The organism is Acinetobacter sp. YH12144, from assembly GCF_013418345.1.
Lineage (GTDB): Bacteria > Pseudomonadota > Gammaproteobacteria > Pseudomonadales > Moraxellaceae > Acinetobacter > Acinetobacter amyesii.
On the sequence record NZ_VPCD01000005.1, the window covers coordinates 1 to 17,298 of the forward strand.

The following is a 17,298-nucleotide window of genomic DNA, read 5'->3' on the forward strand; positions in this document are numbered from 1 at the left end:
TCAATTACGCAGAATAATTCGGTACTATTGAACATTAGGACTAGAGTTGTGAGTTTTGTGTGGTAACTCAACTGATGGCTCTAGTCTTCTTATTTTCAAGTTTATTTCTTATCCGCGATTCGGGTTAATATAGAACTAAAACTTTGTTTTAGCTCGATATATATTAATAGCATTCAAATACATCAGCCACCCCGATCTCAGAAAAATGGATAAACTTATATTTCTGATCATTGGATACAGATTGGGCTATTTTTCGGAGGTTAAAGCAAAATGTAAAATCAACAAAAATGCTGTCCCCCCTGCCAACTACACAATCATATGCACAAAAGTAAAGCCGAAAAACCACCATGCCATTGATCGTGAACATACTCTAGTGCTTAATCCACTTAGCGACATTTTTGGATATCACGATGGGCAAAAGCCTTTAAAATAAGTCGATTTAGAAGATGGTTTAGCTTTATCCCGCTGTAAAGGTTTTATTTCGGCAGATGCGATAAAAGCAGATTATTTAAACACTGCGCAGCCATCTTCATAATATTCCTACAAATAATCACAGCATGGGTTTGTCAGTGTGGATGTGATCATGTACATTCATAAACATTATTCAACATGCTGGAACTGGACATGCAAGCCATCATTCTCGACACAGAAACCCATACACTAAATGGACAACCCATCGAGATTGCCTATGCTCCAATTCAGGTGGCAGATGCTAAAATTACTTTAGATAAATCTAAAATTTTTGATCAACTTTATCGTTGTGATGAAGCGATTTCTTTTGCAGCAATGGCTGTACATCATATTTTAGAATCAGATCTTGAAGGTCAGCCCCACTACAGCAGTTTTGAGCTCCCAACTGAGACGACATACATCATTGGGCATAATATTGACTATGATATTCGCGCGCTTGAAAAATGCGGTGTAGATGGTTCAAAAATCAAAGCCATTTGTACCCTTGCCCTTGCTCGTCGAGTTTGGCCTGATGCAGAAGCACATAATATTTCTGCCTTGATTTATATGATCACCAAAGGCAGTGAAAAAGCCCGTGAAATGATCCGTAAAGCTCACCGCGCAGATATGGATATTATTTTAACTGCCAATATTTTGATGCATATCGTCCATCACTTAAAAATCAACAGCATCGAAGAATTATATGAAGCTTCGGAAGATGCTCGCATTCCACGCAGTATTAATTTTGGTAAACACCGTGGTACCGCAATTGCAGAATTACCTGCGGACTATGTGCAATGGCTATTACGTCAAGATGACTTAGACCCATATTTACGCAAAGCTTTAGAAAACTCTGCTGTCATTACTCTATAAATCATTGATTGTTTAATATTTTCTTAATATTACTGTCATTATCACTGCATAGGATTGCCTTAATTCTTTTGAGCTATGGAATTAAGGCATGTTCAACTATCAAAAAACTGAGCTGGGTTTTCAAACTTTAAAAGACCGACAGCTCGCATTAAATGCTAGACAACGTCGTCTGCTACTCTTAATTGGTAGTGATGACTTTAACCAGATGCCAGTGCATTATCAGCAGCGGATTGCTGAAGCGACATTACTCGAGCAACTGATGGAACTTGGGCTGATTCAGCCAATTACAGCACATGATCATCTACGCCTTCAAAGCACAGATTTTTCTGCGCTTAATACAACTACAATAGCGTCAACAAAGACATCCGATCGCATAGCGCAAGAAAATGTCACACTTGATAAAATTTCAATGCCAACGATGGAAGTTCCTCATACTCATTCACAGCACGAAATAACTGACTCCCTGCCAATGGATGCAATTGGCTTTATACCCCATCAATTTAATCAAGCCATACCTGAAAACATAACATCAAACAACCCTGTATTAGCAGAACAAATCATTGATTTCATCGAGCATGATTTTGATGAGTTACAGAGTTTTATGTGCAGTTACTTACAGCTTTATTGTGGGCTTATGGCAAAAAAATTAATGCTTAGTATTCAACAGGCCACGGATATTGCAGACTTAAAAGCCTGTCAGATGCAATGGATCACCTGTCTAAATGAATCCAATATTCAACCTAAACTCTTACAACATGCATTACAGCAAATTAATTACAGTCTAAAAAATCTGCAACAACTGATTTAAATTAGAGACTTTTCCTCACTTCTCATTCAAAAAACAACTTAATGAGGTGAGTTATTCTTCACACATATCAATATAAGAAATTGAATTTTATTAACTTTATCGATTCACTTATTTCTTTTATGGTTTTAACCACTGTTTTATACGACCTTCCCCTAATGTCAATCAACAGTAAAAAATCGCAAGAATAAAACCGACCTCCCAGCGTTTGAGCATGTCAATGTCACAACAATTTTGTTTAGAATTTGATTCTTTCGATAATCCAATGCAACTCAGCAAAATTGGCAATTGGGTGTTTACATTCTTAACCTCACCAGATGAATTGCCTAATGTTCAATTGGCCATTACCTATGTCATGCCACGAAAAATTAGTGATGAATTACAACCTCGACGTGTGGTCATTCAAAATACCGCCATTGAAACAATTTGGCGTATAGAACAAGTCGAATGCTTCAACAGCCAAACCAACCGAGAACTCACCTTTACAGCAGCGGAACCTCAAGCTCAATTGGTTTTAAACAGTATCATTGAGGAATTTGCCCGTTATGATGTCCCATTGGTATTCAAGCCCCTATAATTTAAAGCGAATTCCAACTTATTTTTCATAAAGATTTAAGCTGTCTCAATGATTTAACCAAAGTCACCTAGACAGACATTAAATGAAAAATAATCCATACAGATTAATGTTGCTCAATTCGTATACACTATTCCTGCTCAATAATTTTTGACCATGGATAATAAAAATGAACTTAGCCAATTATTCTAATGATCAGGCACTCATCCTTTTCAACCTATATAGCAGCCTTGAACAATGTCTAGATGCGATTGGACATTTGCACCTTGGACCAAAACTGGTGCTGACCGACCATGATGTATCAAAAGATCATATGATCGTACAACGTTTTCAAGCTGGTGTTTTAACTCAAGAAATCCAAGTACGTAAACAAGACGTTGAACTGTCTTCTAGCAATCCGATGACGCGCTATCAGTTACTGTCTTATATTTTGAATCAATTTAAAGCAGATCAAACAGCTTAAATTTCAATCTCTAAAAATAAAAAACTCACCATTAAGGTGAGTTTTTTATTCATTCAATTTAAGCTTCTAAAAGCTTGTAAATACTGTCCGATTTTTGACTTTCAAAAAGTAATTCGATACTGGGTAGGATGATTTCACCTGCAATAATGATATGCTCAATGCGATGAAACAGCGCTCTTGAATCTTCTTCTGAAGGATTACGCACCAAAGCTTGTGCTTCATAAACCTGACTAAATTGGTCCTTTACCTTTATGTCAATCATCTGTGTCATGGTAATGTCTCTACTTGTTTTAATAATTGCATTTTTTATATCACATCTTTACACAACAACTTGCTTTGTAAATGTTAGATTTCATGGCAATGTAAACTTATTTTACTTTAGTAACTATATATCAATAACATAGGTTGACTATTTAATTATTGTTTGACAAAAACACTATATTTTCACATTTTGAAAGACATTAAAAAGCCCGCATTGCTGCGGGCTCTATGTTGGAAGGCTAGTGCTGATTTCTTGTCTGTAATATTCAAAAACATCTTAAAAATTACTAAACTCAACGAGCTGTCATTGATCCGTCCAACCTATTAGTAGCGTCTTGGTTATGACCTACTGTGATTTCAATATAGCACTTTTTTACCCCTTGCCAAGGGGGCGTGACATTTCTAAACATTTGATCAAATAAAATACAATTGATATTTTTTCAAAATAAGCGATCATAGCTCTGCCCAATGCTTGTGAAAGATTTAAATAAATAGGCCATTAAAAATAAATTCAACACTATCAATCTATAAACATTCTTTTCTCTTACTTTTAATTCAACCTTTGACAACCCTTGCATTAATTTCTGACTTGAATTTTAAGTCTGATATCCATTTTTAGCATTGCTTAAAATACTAGTAAGTAAGATTGCCGTCTCAAATTAAAATCTAAGACAAAAAAAAGCCCTTGTATCACTACAGGGGCTTTTTTGAATTTGGCGGAAGCGGTGAGATTCGAACTCACGGAGGACTCGCGCCCTCGTCGGTTTTCAAGACCGGTGCATTAAACCGCTCTGCCACGCTTCCATGTGCGCCATAATACGGAGGTTTTATTCATCTGACAAGTAAAAATTACAACTAAACCATTCAAATGAATATTGTTTCGCCAAATCCTTAAAGTTTAGCCGCAAGCTCCGCACCTTCACGTATTGCGCGTTTCGCATCTAACTCTGCTGCTAGTTTTGCACCACCAATAAGATGGTAATTAGCAAGGGTTTTCTCACCCTGTTCTGGCATCAAATGCTTTACCGATTCCTGACCAGCACAGACAACAATCGTATCTACACGTAATAATTGATCATGCCCTTCATATTCAACCCAAAGCCCTTCATCAGTAATGGCTTTGTATTGAACACCACGCAGCATACGAACCGCATTTTTCTTTAATTGTGCACGATGTACCCAGCCTGATGTTTTACCTAACCCAGCACCAAGTGCAGTTGTTTTACGTTGTAATAAGTAGATTTCACGAACAGGAGGTTCGAGCTCAGCAGCCTGCATACCACCTTCTGTTATGTAGTTTGGATTTGGATCAACACCCCACTCCCGCTGCCAATCCGCTAAAGGCATTGGTTGTGGCTGATGTGGTGGTTTGAGTAAAAATTCAGATACATCAAAGCCAATGCCGCCTGCACCAATCACAGCAACTTTCCCCCCCACAGCTGCGCCTTTCAGCACTTCTGCATAAGACAAGACATTCGGTGCATCACTACCTTCGATTTTCAAGCTGCGAGGAACCACACCTGTTGCAATAACAACTTCCTCAAACCCTTCACGTTCAAGCTGTTCACGGTTTACACGCGTGTTTAAACGCAGATCGACACCCGTTTTTTCGATTTGAACTTTAAAGTAGCGAATCGTTTCGTGAAATTCTTCTTTGCCGGGAACGACTTTCGCCAAATTAAATTGACCACCCACCTCTGCACCAGCTTCAAATAAAGTCACCGCATGGCCTCGGCTTGCTGCAACCGTAGCTGCAGACATGCCTGCCACGCCACCACCGACGACTGCAATACGCTTCGGTTTTTTGGTCTTTAAATAAACCAATTCAGTTTCATATGCCGCTCGTGGGTTGACCAAACACGTCGCACGCTGATTTTTAAAAGTATGATCTAAGCAGGCTTGGTTACAGGCAATACAGGTATTAATTTCATCGACACGGTTGGTCGCCGTTTTATTTACCCAAAATGGATCTGCCAAGAATGGACGCGCCATTTGCACCATATCTGCCTTGCCTGAAGCTAAAATTTCTTCAGCTGTATCTGGCATATTGATACGGTTGGACGCAATGACAGGGATCGCAACATGTTTTTTGACTTCAGCGGTATAGTCCACAAACGCTGCGCGAGGCACTGAGGTCACAATTGTCGGAATACGTGCTTCATGCCAGCCAATCCCCGTGTTCAGCAACGTCACACCTGCTGCTTCCAATGCTTTAGCAACAGTAATGACTTCTGCCATGGTGTTCCCATCATGAACCAAATCAAGCAATGACAAACGGAAGCAGATAATAAATTTCTCACCCACTTCAGCACGTATTGATTTCACAATATCAACCGCAAGGCGCATACGATTTTCAATTTCACCGCCCCAACGGTCTGTCCGTTGGTTGACATGACGGCTTAAAAACTGATTCAACAAGTAGCCTTCTGAACCCATAATTTCAACACCATCATAGCCGGCCTTATGTGCAAGACTTGCCGTTTTGACATAATCATCAATGGTTGAAAGAATTTGTTTGTCCGTTAATTGACGTGGTTTAAAAGGTGAAATCGGAGATTTAATCGGACTTGCTGACACTGCAAAAGGCTGATAGCCATAACGCCCAGCATGCAAAATTTGCATTAAAATTTTGGCACCATGCTTATGTACTGCATGGGTCACCAAGCGATGTGGAGCAATATCACCTAAAGTATTCATGGTACCGCCAGCAGGTAACAGCCAACCTTGGCGGTTTGGAGAAATACCGCCTGTAATAATCAGGCCGACACCACCTTTAGCACGCTCACCAAAATAAGCTGCCAATTTAGGATAGTTATAAAAACGATCTTCCAGCCCACTATGCATGGACCCCATCACGACACGGTTTTTAATCGTGGTAAAACCCAAATGTAAAGGCTTTAAAATATTTGCATAGCTAGTCGTTGTCATGCTGAATCCTTATTTTGGCTTTGCAACTTGTTGCATAACACTTTAGCGGTTTTTTTATATTTTGGGATGACAATTTAGAAAATATTCTTCGCCTTTATGGTCAATACCTCCTGATATATAAATCCTCGAACCATAAAAAAAGCCGTGAAGTTTCACATCACGGCGTGTCGTTTTTAAAAGCATTATTTCCAATGTTTCAGCTTACTGGTTTGTCCAATCCCGACATTAAAGCTATTGGTTGGATCCAGCTTTTGATAATGATTTTTTAATGCAGGCTTCGCCACATATAAATGTCCAACATTGTGTTCTGCAGGATATTCAGCGCCACGATCATCAAGTAAATGCCACATTGCATGTTCCATTGCCAAAGGGTCTACACCTTTTTTCACAATATAATCTTGATGAAACACATGGCAGAGAAAATGTCCATAATAGAGTTTATGGATAATTTGCTCATCCATGGCTTTCGGTAAAGTTTCCACCCATTCTCGATCATTGCGACGTAATGCAATATCCAATGCAACAATGTCTTCCACTTCTGAACGATGCGTATCACGATATCGAATGGCAGCACCAGCCACCGCAAAACGATGTAAAAATGCCTTGCGTCCTTCTTCATCCGTACATTTAAAATAATTGCCTGACGTTCTATCTAAAAAATACCTTTTCAAATACTGATCAACTTGATCAACATCCTGATTTTCAATACGAATCATCAAATGATGTTCATATAAATCACGAAACTCATTCATACGTTTTGGCAGATGATTCGGCATAAATTTAGTGACGAGTTGTAAAACCTTATCCGAAAAACCTTGCAAACCCAGTTTTTCTAAATAGCCATCGACTTTATCTTTCATGGCAAAAGCAGCAGGAACTTTTGCGGTGCCAAATTTTTCGATAAATACAAAAGAATCTTTACCGTATTCAGCCCCAATATCGTATGCCACGCGATGAATGTACTCACCTGCAATCGGCAAGCGCGGCAAATCTTTTAGTAAAAAACGGCGAATTTCCGTCAAATCATCATGTGAATTGGTTCCTACATAAAACACCTGACTTGGAATCTTTTCAAAGGTATCTAAACGTACGGCAAAGACACACACTTTACCCGCTGAACCTGATGCTTCAAATAGTCGACTCGGATCTGCATTAAAACGTGCAGGTGTATTTTCATCGACTTGTTTAACATCATGTGAGTAGCGTTGATCTGATGCACAGCAACTTGAATTATTCACAATGTCATTGATTTGATAATTTTTATTTTCCAACGCTGTGAGGATTTCTTCAGGCGTATTGCCAAGATTGACACCTAGATGATTGACCAACTCTAACTCACCTGACTCATTCACTTGTGCATACAGTGCAAGCTCAGTATAGGCAGGACCGCGGCGTACCAAAGCACCCCCTGAGTTATTGCATACGCCGCCCAAAACCGATGCCCCAATACACGAAGAACCAATCACCGAATGAGGTTCACGATTATATGGCAGCAAATCTTTTTCAAGTTTGTCTAATGTCGCACCCGGTAGACAAATCACTTGCTTGCCTTCATTAATCACTTGGATGCCAACTAAACGACGCGTGCTGATCAGCACCACAGGACGGTCATAGTCATCACCAAACGGCGTTGAACCACCTGTCAGACCTGTATTGGCGGCTTGCATAATCACAATACAATTTGCATCCACAGCCGCTTGCAGCACTTGCCATTGCTCAAGCAAAGAGCCCGGTGTAACCACAGCCAATACTTTTCCTGCACCGTAACGGCGACCTTGGCGGTATAAACGTGTGTCTTTATCTTCAGTTAGAACATGTTGCTTACCGACGATGTTGATAAGGTTTTGAATGGTTTGTGATGATTGAGTTTGCATGCTCGTAGAATTTTCCATTTTCAATTTTTTCTCTCCTCGCTAAAGAGGAATTGCATTGTTGTGCAATGAAAAAATATTGATTTAAATAATTTTAAACAATGTAGGTTTATTTGCACATATCAAAAGTTTTTAGTCATTGTTGTTAAAATCTATAATGAATATCCCTTCTCCCTTAGGGATGAGTAGCAATGCTACGCAAGAGGGTTAGGAGAATTAATCAATAAATACCTCTCCCTAACCCTCTCCTACAAGGAGAGGGAACTTTCATTTTTTAATTTTTTTTTTGATGACGAATAACTTTCCCAAGAGATCTATTCAAAAAATCACCCAGCCAACTCTTTCTCTAACTTCACCAAACAATCAGATGTAATATCCGCAATGGTTTTTGCACCTGTTAAGGTCATCGCAACACGCATTTCTTTATCAATCAGTTCTAGAAGATTGGAAACACCTTCACCACCCGCAGCACCCAAAGCATAGACAAAGGCGCGACCGAGCATACAGGTGTCTGCACCGAGCGCCAGCATACGCACCACATCTAAACCATTTCGAATACCTGAGTCCGCAAGAATTTTAATATCGCCTTTTACTGCATCTGCAATTGGCGGTAATGCACGCGCTGATGATAAAACCCCATCGAGCTGACGGCCACCATGGTTTGACACCACAATGCCATCTGCACCAAAACGCACTGCATCTTTGGCATCTTCAGGATCAAGTATGCCTTTAATGACCATCGGGCCATCCCAAAATTCACGAATCCACTCAAGGTCTTTCCATGAAATTGATGGGTCAAAATTATTGCCCAACCAGCCGATATAATCTTCCAAACCTGTTGGTTTGCCCAAGTATTTAGAAATATTCCCTAAGTCATGCGGACGACCTAATAAACCCACATTCCACGCCCAGTGTGGGTGGAAACACGACTGCATATAACGGCGCATAGCAGCATTTGGGCCGCTCATCCCCGAGTGTGCATCACGGTAACGCGCGCCCGGAACAGGCATATCCACGGTAAACACCAGAGTTGAACAGCCTGCTGCTTTGGCACGTTCTAAGGCATTTTTCATAAAGCCACGGTCACGTAGCACATATAACTGAAACCACATGGGACGCTGAATCGCTGGCGCCACTTCTTCAATTGGACAAACTGAAACGGTAGACAGCGTAAATGGAATGCCCTTTTTATCTGCGGCAACGGCTGCTTGAACTTCACCACGACGTGCATACATCCCGGTTAAACCCACAGGTGATAAAGCCACAGGCATCGATAAGGTTTCATTAAACAGTTGGGTTTCTAGACTCAGCTGTGACATGTCATTCAGCACACGTTGACGCAACGCTATTTTTGATAAATCTTCTACATTACGCTTTAAGGTATATTCGGCATACGCCCCGCCATCGATGTAATGAAATAAAAATGGCGGTAAACGACGACGTGCCGCTTCACGGTAGTCATTGGCAGAAGAAATAATCATGCTTATATCCTGTTTAATCGACTGGCACGCTGACGTCGAGCTTCTTCTTCATCAATCATACGCACCTGTTGTACTACAAACTCAATGTGTCCACAGACTGCTTTACGTGCAGCTTCAGGATCACGACGTTCAATTGCATTCATGACTTGAAAGTGCTGATCATGCAATTGATCAAATCGGTGTGCTTCGCTATAAACTTTTCGGCGTCCCAAAGCGACGTTAAACTGTAACAAATCGAACAAACCGCGCATCATCTGAATCAAGACCAAATTATGAGATGCTTCAGCAATCGCCAAATGAAATTTCGCATCTGCACGAGCCGCTTCATCATCATTTCCCAAAGCTTGAAAATGGTTAATCTGATCATAATGATGTCGAATGTTCACCAGATCTTCTTGGGTTGCGCGTTGTGCCGCATACCAAGTTGTTCCACCTTCTAAAATAATGCGCGCCTCTTGCACATCAAAACGATAAGCAGGGTCTTCATTAATCAAACTGCTGATGGGTTGTACAATTTGATAGCTCGACCAAGTCGATGGTAATTGCTTTAAAAACGTCCCCGCACCCACTTTACTGACCAACACGCCCATGCTGGTCAATTGAGAAATCGCTTCGCGTAAAGAGGTGCGTGAGACGCCAAGTTGTTCACACAGTTTCCGTTCAGCAGGCAGACGATCTCCAACTTGCATATTGCTTTCTTCAATCAATACACGAAGACTTTGAACAGTTTTATCAGAGACTTTCATCTGCTTTCCTTAACGTTGTTACACAATGCGTGTTATGGAATCATCCAAGGGAACACATAAGCTTGTAGGGTGATTAAAATCCCCATCATGATTGTGAACGTTATACTGTGTTTTACGGTAAAACGGAATAAATCCGACTCTTTACCCACCAAACCAACTGCTGCACATGCAATTGCAATTGACTGAGGTGAAATCATTTTCCCTGTCACACCGCCACTGGTATTAGCAGCAACGAGTAATACTTCTGGCACACCGATTTGTTGTGCAGTAGTCGCCTGCAATGCTGCAAATAGCGCATTGGCTGACGTATCTGAACCCGTGAGGAATACACCAAGCCATCCTAAAAATGGCGAGAAGAAGGTAAAGGCTTGGCCTGTATGTGCAAGGGCCAAAGCCAAGGTCGAAGACATACCTGAATAGTTGGCGATAAAAGCAAAAGACAACACCATCCCAATCGAATAAATTGGAATTTTTAATTCATTAATGGTTTCACCAAAGGTCACAATCGCGTCTTTCGGCTTCATTTTTAAGAAAATAATGGTAATGATCGCAGCAATGACAATTGCCGTACCTGTTGCCGAAAACCAATCAAATTTATAGATGGCATCGTAGTCCTTCATTTCAGGTACGACTGGCGGCATCTTTTGAACCAATTGGTGTAAGAATGGCACTTTGATCGAAATAACCAAATCATGTAAAGCACCGTCTTTGGTAAATAAATCCTTAAACGGTTTAATACTCCAGATCGTGACCATCACCGTTAAGATCGCAAATGGCGACCACGCTTTTGCAATTTGACCCAAGCTATATTTTTGCTGTTTTTGTGCAGCCACATCTTCACTCATCGTCGCATCTTGATCTGCAAAGCGGAAAATATGTTTAGGCTGCCAATATTTAAATAAAATCGTTAATGACACTAAAGAGGCAATCGCCGCGGTAATATCTGGTAATTCAGGACCGACAAAGTTCGAGGTTAGGTACTGTGCAATCGCAAAGCTACTCGCGCCAACCACAACTGCAGGCCAAGTTTCCTTCACACCGCGCCAGCCATCCATAATCGCCATAATCCAAAACAGTACAATCGGCACCATAAATGGCAGCTGTCGACCAACCATCTGACTGATTTCCATCGTATCAACACCAGACACTTGCCCAGCAACGATAATTGGAATACCCATCGCACCGAAAGCCACTGGCGCAGTATTGACGATCAGACAAAGACCTGCCGCATATAAAGGTTTAAAGCCTAAACCTACCAATAGTGCTGCGGTAATCGCCACAGGGGCACCAAATCCCGCCGCACCTTCTAGGAAAGTACCGAAAGCAAAGCCGACTAACAGCATCTGTAAACGTTGATCTTCAGTAATCGAAAGAATCGAAGAACGGATGATGTCAAACTGCCCTGTTTTGACAGAGATTTTATACAGGAATACCGCACCAATAATGATCCATGCAATCGGCCATAAACCGTAGAAGAAACCGTAGACCATCGAAGCCAATGCCATAAGCGCAGGCATGTCATAGGCAAATAAAGACACCAACAGTGCCAGTACAACGGTGATCGTACCTGCCACACTGCCTTTTAAACGAAATACAGCAAGCGCCAAGAAAAAAAAGATAATCGGAATGAGCGCAATTAAACTTGATATCCATATATTCCCCATTGGGTCATATATTTGCTGCCATTGAAGCATTGTCATCTCCTTGAAATGCTTACTAAGATTTAATTATTGAGCAATATCAGCATGTGGTCTTTTCTCATTGGTATGACCAATATAAAAATCAAAGACATAAAAACTCATACTATTGCTGAAATACTCCGCAATTTTTAATTATTTCAACTCAATCATTCAAGCATTTATTATTTTTGGTATGACCAATATTTAATATAAAAACATTATTTTCTAGTTTAAATTTTTAACAAACCTTTTTTAAATATCTGTTTTATATTTATTATTTATGAATAGATTTTATAAAATATACTTTAGTCTAATAACCAAGCTTTGTTTGACCTCAGTCTCATTTCAATGGGAAGTATAAAAACCAAATTAACCCAATAATGGTATGACCATTAATTTAAATCAAATAGATTTCTTTATATTTGCATCCTATTTCTTTCAGAAAATGCATTTTCCGCCTGCAAAAACTAGATGAAGTATTCAACAATAGATTTCAACGATCATTTTTTTCCACCTCATCGCTTGTATCTCATGATTTTTTAGAAAAACCCTGCAGAAAAGTGCTACAATCGCGCACATATATGTATTCTTTCAGGCCACCCATTCTCGGTGCCTATATTTATATCGTTAGGATTAACAATGACTGATAATGCAACTATCTTGCAGAATGTCCCAGTTGGCAAAAAAGTTGGTATTGCCTTCTCTGGTGGTCTAGATACTTCAGCTGCGCTTTTGTGGATGAAACAAAAAGGTGCAGAACCTTATGCTTACACAGCAAACTTAGGTCAACCTGATGAAGACGACTACGATGCGATTCCAAAAAAAGCGGAAGCGTATGGCGCAGTTAAAGCTCGCTTAGTTGATTGTCGTTTACAACTTGCATTAGAAGGTATTGCGGCTATTCAATGTGGTGCTTTCCACATTTCAACTGGTGGTATGCCTTACTTCAACACGACTCCTCTTGGTCGTGCAGTTACAGGTACGATGCTTGTAACCGCAATGAAAGAAGATGATGTAAACATCTGGGGTGACGGTTCGACTTATAAAGGTAACGACATTGAACGTTTCTACCGTTATGGTCTATTGACTAACCCAGCACTTAAAATTTACAAACCGTGGTTAGACCAAACCTTTATTGACGAATTAGGTGGCCGTGCAGAAATGTCACAGTTCCTGATCGACAATGGTTTTGACTACAAAATGTCAAAAGAGAAAGCGTACTCAACTGACTCAAACATGTTAGGTGCGACTCACGAAGCAAAAGATCTTGAATACCTTAATGCGGGTATCAAAATCGTAGACCCAATCATGGGCGTTGCGTTCTGGAAAGATGACGTAGAAGTAAAAGCTGAAGAAGTTTCTGTAACTTTCGAAGAAGGCTTCCCTGTTGCATTAAATGGCAAACGCATCGAAAACCCTGTTGAGTTCATTCTTGAAGCTAACCGTATCGGTGGTCGTCATGGTCTAGGTATGTCTGACCAAATCGAAAACCGTATCATTGAAGCAAAATCTCGTGGTATCTACGAAGCTCCAGGTATGGCACTTCTTCATATTGCTTATGAACGTTTAGTGACTGGTATTCATAACGAAGACACCATCGAACAATACCGTATTAACGGTCTGCGTTTAGGTCGTCTTCTTTACCAAGGTCGTTGGTTCGATTCTCAATCATTAATGCTTCGTGAAACTGCGCAGCGTTGGGTTGCTAAAGCAATCACTGGTACTGTGACTTTAGAACTTCGTCGTGGTAATGACTACACTATTCTAAACACTGAATCTCCTAACCTCACTTATGAAGCTGAGCGTTTAACTATGGAGAAAGGTGACTCTATGTTTAGTCCTGCTGACCGTATCGGTCAATTGACTATGCGTAACCTAGATATCACAGATACTCGCGCTAAATTAGGTATCTACACAAACTCTGGCTTACTTGCAGTAGGTACAGGTTCTGCAGTGCCTCAATTAAAAGACAAAAACAAATAAGATTTGTTGAGTCATAAAAAACCGCGCATTTTGCGCGGTTTTTTATTGCCGATTTCAGAGAAGTTCTCAATTTTATTAAACATTAAGCCACATGTGCTGAACGAATCGACTGATAGTAAATTTGATTCCGGCCTAATTGTTTCGCACGATACAACGCCTGATCGGCAATATTTAACAGTTCATCCTTCGTCATATTTTCAGCACGATATACCGTAATACCCAAACTAATAGTGACGTGATTTGAAACCTGTGATTTGGCATGTGGAATTTCTAAACGATCGATTGCTTTATAAATATTCGAGGCAACTGCATAAGCACCATGTGCATCGGTTTCTGGCAATAAAACCACAAACTCTTCACCACCATATCGCGCTACAAAATCCATATGTCGAATGGCATTTTTAATGGTTTTGGCAATGGTTGAAATTACATCATCGCCTTTTTGATGACCGTAGAAATCGTTATAGTTTTTAAAATGATCGACATCGATAAACAACACAGCGAGCGAGGTGTTATTACGTCGAGATTGCTCATAAAAGGTATCGAGCATTTCATCAAAAGTACGTCGATTTGAAATCTTGGTTAATTCATCATGCTGACTTAAATGCAAAAGCTCTGTGGTATGAATACGATGGATTTTTTCACTAATATCCGCGCGCAGCATATTCAAAAAAATCATCCTTTCACGCGCACAGAGCATCTTACTGATTGCAAAACCCAATACACAGCTTCCAATCAGTACACGCCCCAACACCATCATATCAAATTTCACTTCTAATGAAAAAAGCATCAACATGGTGACCACAGCAGCCAACAAGCCAGACATCAACATTTGGACCGGTTTCACCCCCGTCAAAATGTAGCTCAAGATGTAAATCATACAAAGGATCATCATGGCCTGATGTTTAAGTGCTTCGGTATACACGGTCATGGTGAGCCAAGACATTGAAATAACTGCCCAAAACACTACAAACATACTAGCATGTGAAAAATAAGGCTTCAGACGGTCGTAACGAGCAAAGGCATATAAAGTCAGAAGACACAGCGCACCATTGAGCTGTCCAAGCAAACAATGAACAAAATCATGCACAAAATGCTGCTGATCAATAATCCAGTAATCTCCGGGAATGATCAGCATGGTGAGCACAAAGTAGATCAACACCCCCATCCAGAAAAAATGACGTATGTTGGTTTGCGCACGATCGAGGTTTAAAGTCCAAAATTGGGTTTCCAGTTTTTTAGGAAACATTTCCCCTACACGACGAGTTTGCCGTGTAATCAGTTCCTCTATTTTTTCTTTATCGTATTGCAACTTTGCAAGGTTATACTTGTATTCCATTTCCAAGCATTTATCTAATTCTTTTAGTCATTTAAAAATACCACAGTTTTATTCTTAATTTATATCTGTTCAGTCATTTGTACAGAAATCTCGTTACCATTTTCACATTATTTGCATTATCATTTGTTTTATTTCCAAGCTTGGAATCGCTGTGAACACGATTACTCTTCTTCAGCCAGATGATTGGCATGCACATTTACGTGACGGTCTAGCCCTAAAGCGTACAGTTCCTGATTTAGCACAACAATTCTCTCGCGCGATTTGTATGCCAAACACCGTACCACCGGTAAAAACCGTTGAAGAAGCAAATGCATACCGTGAACGTATCATGGCACATGTTCCTGAAGGCGTTCACTTTGACCCGCGTATGGTGCTCTATTTCACAGACAACACCCCAGCGAGTGAAGTTAAAAAAATTAAAGAATCTGAGCATGTTAATGCCATCAAACTTTATCCAGCAGGTGCAACCACGAACTCAGACAGTGGTGTCAGCGACATTAGTAAAGTCTATGGTGTGATTGAGCAACTCGAAGAGCACCAAGTGCCATTACTGTTACATGGTGAAGTGACCCACAACCATGTCGATATTTTTGACCGTGAAAAACGTTTCCTAGATGAAGTGCTATCTCCACTTTTAAAACAGTTCCCTAAATTAAAATTGGTGCTAGAACACATCACCACAAGTGAAGCTGCGCATTTTGTATTAGAACAAGACCGTAATGTCGCTGCGACAATCACACCGCAACATTTATTGTTTAACCGTAATGATATGTTGGTGGGTGGTATTAAACCGCATTTCTATTGCTTACCGATTTTAAAACGTCAAACCCATCAGCAAACTTTGCTCGAAGTCGCGACCAGTGCGAACCCTAAATTTTTCTTAGGTACAGACAGTGCGCCGCACTCAAAAAATGCTAAAGAAAATGCATGTGGCTGTGCAGGATGTTATAGTGCACCAACAGCAATTGAGCTATACGCTCAAGCATTTGATCAAGTCGGTAAAATCGACCGTTTAGAAGGTTTTGCAAGCCACTTTGGTGCAGACTTCTACGGACTCCCTCGAAATACCAATACCATTACCTTGGTAAAAGAAGATCAAATGATCCCTGAAAGTTTAGACTATTTGGATGGCGAAAAAATTATTCCGTTGTATGCGGGTAAGACCATCCAATGGAGAAAAGTGTGACAGATGAAACTCGACCAGTCATTGGTCAACGTTTCCGTGGATTCCTACCTGTTGTTGTCGATGTCGAAACAGCAGGTTTTAATTCACAGACCGATGCCTTACTGGAAATTGCAGCTATTCCTATTGTGTATGATGCAGAAGGTAATTTTGTACCGGGTGAAGCCCACCATGCACATATCAATCCGTTTGAAGGTGCCAACCTTGACCGTCGCTCACTGGATTTTATTGGTGTAGATCCATTTAATCCGATGCGTATGGCCATGGCTGAAGATGAGAAATCAGCATTAAAACGTATTTTTAAGTCAGTGAATGAAGTACGTCGTCAACAAAACTGCACTCATGCTGTTTTAGTTGGTCACAATGCCCATTTTGATTTAGGGTTTGTACAGGCAGCTATTGCACGTACAGGAACAAAAAATCAAAATCCTTTCCATAGTTTTTCCGTATTCGATACAGTGACTTTGAGCGCTGTAATGTTTGGACAAACTGTGCTGGCAAAATCATGTATTCAAGCTGGTATTGAGTTTGATGGTAAAGAAGCACACTCTGCACTTTACGATACTCAGAAGACCGCAGAACTGTTCTGTTATATTTTGAACAAACTCGGCCCTCACCTACTTGACACTATGATGGCGGATCAATAAGATACCGCCATCTTC

Annotated in this window: 14 protein-coding genes and 1 tRNA gene; 7 read left to right on the top strand and 8 right to left on the bottom strand. The window is 40.4% G+C overall.

Features of this window, described 5'->3' with window-relative positions:
* Positions 1–624 precede the first annotated feature (624 nt).
* The 4 genes from FTU79_RS04635 to FTU79_RS04650 all read left to right on the top strand — a co-directional run bounded on the left by FTU79_RS04635 (position 625) and on the right by FTU79_RS04650 (position 3,165).
* Positions 625–1,323 (top strand): 3'-5' exonuclease, encoded by a 699-nt coding sequence (locus FTU79_RS04635; protein WP_180049016.1) that lies wholly within the window; start codon positions 625–627, stop codon positions 1,321–1,323.
* Positions 1,324–1,411: 88 nt separating this feature from the next.
* Positions 1,412–2,131: a hypothetical protein gene (locus FTU79_RS04640; RefSeq protein WP_180049017.1), complete on the top strand. Its 720-nt coding sequence runs from the start codon at positions 1,412–1,414 to the stop codon at positions 2,129–2,131.
* Positions 2,132–2,348: 217 nt separating this feature from the next.
* Positions 2,349–2,705 (top strand): hypothetical protein, encoded by a 357-nt coding sequence (locus FTU79_RS04645; protein WP_180049018.1) that lies wholly within the window; start codon positions 2,349–2,351, stop codon positions 2,703–2,705.
* A 166-nt stretch (positions 2,706–2,871) separates the two neighbouring features.
* Positions 2,872–3,165 carry a hypothetical protein gene (locus tag FTU79_RS04650; protein WP_111885765.1) on the top strand — a complete coding sequence of 98 codons (294 nt, stop codon included), beginning with the start codon at positions 2,872–2,874 and terminating at the stop codon, positions 3,163–3,165.
* A 58-nt stretch (positions 3,166–3,223) separates the two neighbouring features.
* Here FTU79_RS04650 and FTU79_RS04655 read toward each other — a convergent pair whose 3' ends face one another.
* The 7 genes from FTU79_RS04655 to lldP form a co-directional block, all read right to left on the bottom strand.
* Positions 3,224–3,436 carry a hypothetical protein gene (locus tag FTU79_RS04655; protein WP_078189132.1) on the bottom strand — a complete coding sequence of 71 codons (213 nt, stop codon included), beginning with the start codon at positions 3,434–3,436 and terminating at the stop codon, positions 3,224–3,226.
* A gap of 704 nt (positions 3,437–4,140) precedes the next feature.
* Positions 4,141–4,230 (bottom strand) — tRNA-Ser (locus tag FTU79_RS04660).
* Positions 4,231–4,317: 87 nt separating this feature from the next.
* Positions 4,318–6,354 (bottom strand): NADPH-dependent 2,4-dienoyl-CoA reductase, encoded by a 2,037-nt coding sequence (locus FTU79_RS04665; RefSeq protein WP_180049019.1) that lies wholly within the window; start codon positions 6,352–6,354, stop codon positions 4,318–4,320.
* A gap of 182 nt (positions 6,355–6,536) precedes the next feature.
* A complete protein-coding gene (gene dld / locus FTU79_RS04670; protein WP_180049078.1) occupies positions 6,537–8,228 on the bottom strand; it encodes a D-lactate dehydrogenase in 1,692 nt (563 codons plus the stop codon).
* Between the two features lie 323 nt (positions 8,229–8,551).
* On the bottom strand, positions 8,552–9,706 hold the full coding sequence (lldD, locus tag FTU79_RS04675; RefSeq protein ID WP_078192909.1) for an FMN-dependent L-lactate dehydrogenase LldD: 1,155 nt from the start codon (positions 9,704–9,706) through the stop codon (positions 8,552–8,554).
* A 2-nt stretch (positions 9,707–9,708) separates the two neighbouring features.
* Positions 9,709–10,452 (bottom strand): transcriptional regulator LldR, encoded by a 744-nt coding sequence (gene lldR, locus FTU79_RS04680; protein ID WP_180049020.1) that lies wholly within the window; start codon positions 10,450–10,452, stop codon positions 9,709–9,711.
* A 32-nt stretch (positions 10,453–10,484) separates the two neighbouring features.
* Entirely contained in the window at positions 10,485–12,152 is a 1,668-nt protein-coding gene (lldP, locus tag FTU79_RS04685; RefSeq protein ID WP_180004194.1) for an L-lactate permease, read from the bottom strand.
* A gap of 618 nt (positions 12,153–12,770) precedes the next feature.
* Here lldP and argG point away from each other — a divergent pair.
* Positions 12,771–14,114: an argininosuccinate synthase gene (gene argG, locus FTU79_RS04690; protein ID WP_078192912.1), complete on the top strand. Its 1,344-nt coding sequence runs from the start codon at positions 12,771–12,773 to the stop codon at positions 14,112–14,114.
* 82 nt (positions 14,115–14,196) lie between these two features.
* On the opposite strand, the gene FTU79_RS04695 is transcribed toward argG, so the two are convergent.
* Positions 14,197–15,453, bottom strand: a complete 1,257-nt coding sequence (locus tag FTU79_RS04695; protein ID WP_180049021.1) for a diguanylate cyclase — start codon at positions 15,451–15,453, stop codon at positions 14,197–14,199.
* Positions 15,454–15,604: 151 nt separating this feature from the next.
* Here FTU79_RS04695 and pyrC point away from each other — a divergent pair, with 151 nt between their 5' ends.
* Both pyrC and rnt read left to right on the top strand, forming a co-directional pair.
* On the top strand, positions 15,605–16,639 hold the full coding sequence (gene pyrC, locus FTU79_RS04700) for a dihydroorotase (protein ID WP_180026810.1): 1,035 nt from the start codon (positions 15,605–15,607) through the stop codon (positions 16,637–16,639).
* Complete coding sequence (rnt, locus tag FTU79_RS04705; RefSeq protein WP_078192915.1) at positions 16,624–17,283, top strand: ribonuclease T; 660 nt, start codon at positions 16,624–16,626, stop codon at positions 17,281–17,283. Before pyrC ends, rnt begins: the two co-directional genes overlap by 16 nt.
* Positions 17,284–17,298 lie beyond the last annotated feature (15 nt).

Bases quoted from the DNA above. Each gene is read 5' to 3' on its own strand.
- FTU79_RS04665 (WP_180049019.1), bottom strand. From the start codon at position 6,354: ATGACAACGACTAGCTATGCAAATATTTTAAAGCCTTTACATTTGGGT.
- rnt (WP_078192915.1), top strand. From the start codon at position 16,624: ATGGAGAAAAGTGTGACAGATGAAACTCGACCAGTCATTGGTCAACGT.
- dld (WP_180049078.1), bottom strand. From the start codon at position 8,228: ATGCAAACTCAATCATCACAAACCATTCAAAACCTTATCAACATCGTC.
- lldD (WP_078192909.1), bottom strand. From the start codon at position 9,706: ATGATTATTTCTTCTGCCAATGACTACCGTGAAGCGGCACGTCGTCGT.
- FTU79_RS04635 (WP_180049016.1), top strand. From the start codon at position 625: ATGCAAGCCATCATTCTCGACACAGAAACCCATACACTAAATGGACAA.
- FTU79_RS04695 (WP_180049021.1), bottom strand. From the start codon at position 15,453: ATGGAATACAAGTATAACCTTGCAAAGTTGCAATACGATAAAGAAAAA.
- FTU79_RS04655 (WP_078189132.1), bottom strand. From the start codon at position 3,436: ATGACACAGATGATTGACATAAAGGTAAAGGACCAATTTAGTCAGGTT.
- FTU79_RS04640 (WP_180049017.1), top strand. From the start codon at position 1,412: ATGTTCAACTATCAAAAAACTGAGCTGGGTTTTCAAACTTTAAAAGAC.
- lldR (WP_180049020.1), bottom strand. From the start codon at position 10,452: ATGAAAGTCTCTGATAAAACTGTTCAAAGTCTTCGTGTATTGATTGAA.
- FTU79_RS04650 (WP_111885765.1), top strand. From the start codon at position 2,872: ATGAACTTAGCCAATTATTCTAATGATCAGGCACTCATCCTTTTCAAC.
- lldP (WP_180004194.1), bottom strand. From the start codon at position 12,152: ATGACAATGCTTCAATGGCAGCAAATATATGACCCAATGGGGAATATA.
- FTU79_RS04645 (WP_180049018.1), top strand. From the start codon at position 2,349: ATGTCACAACAATTTTGTTTAGAATTTGATTCTTTCGATAATCCAATG.
- argG (WP_078192912.1), top strand. From the start codon at position 12,771: ATGACTGATAATGCAACTATCTTGCAGAATGTCCCAGTTGGCAAAAAA.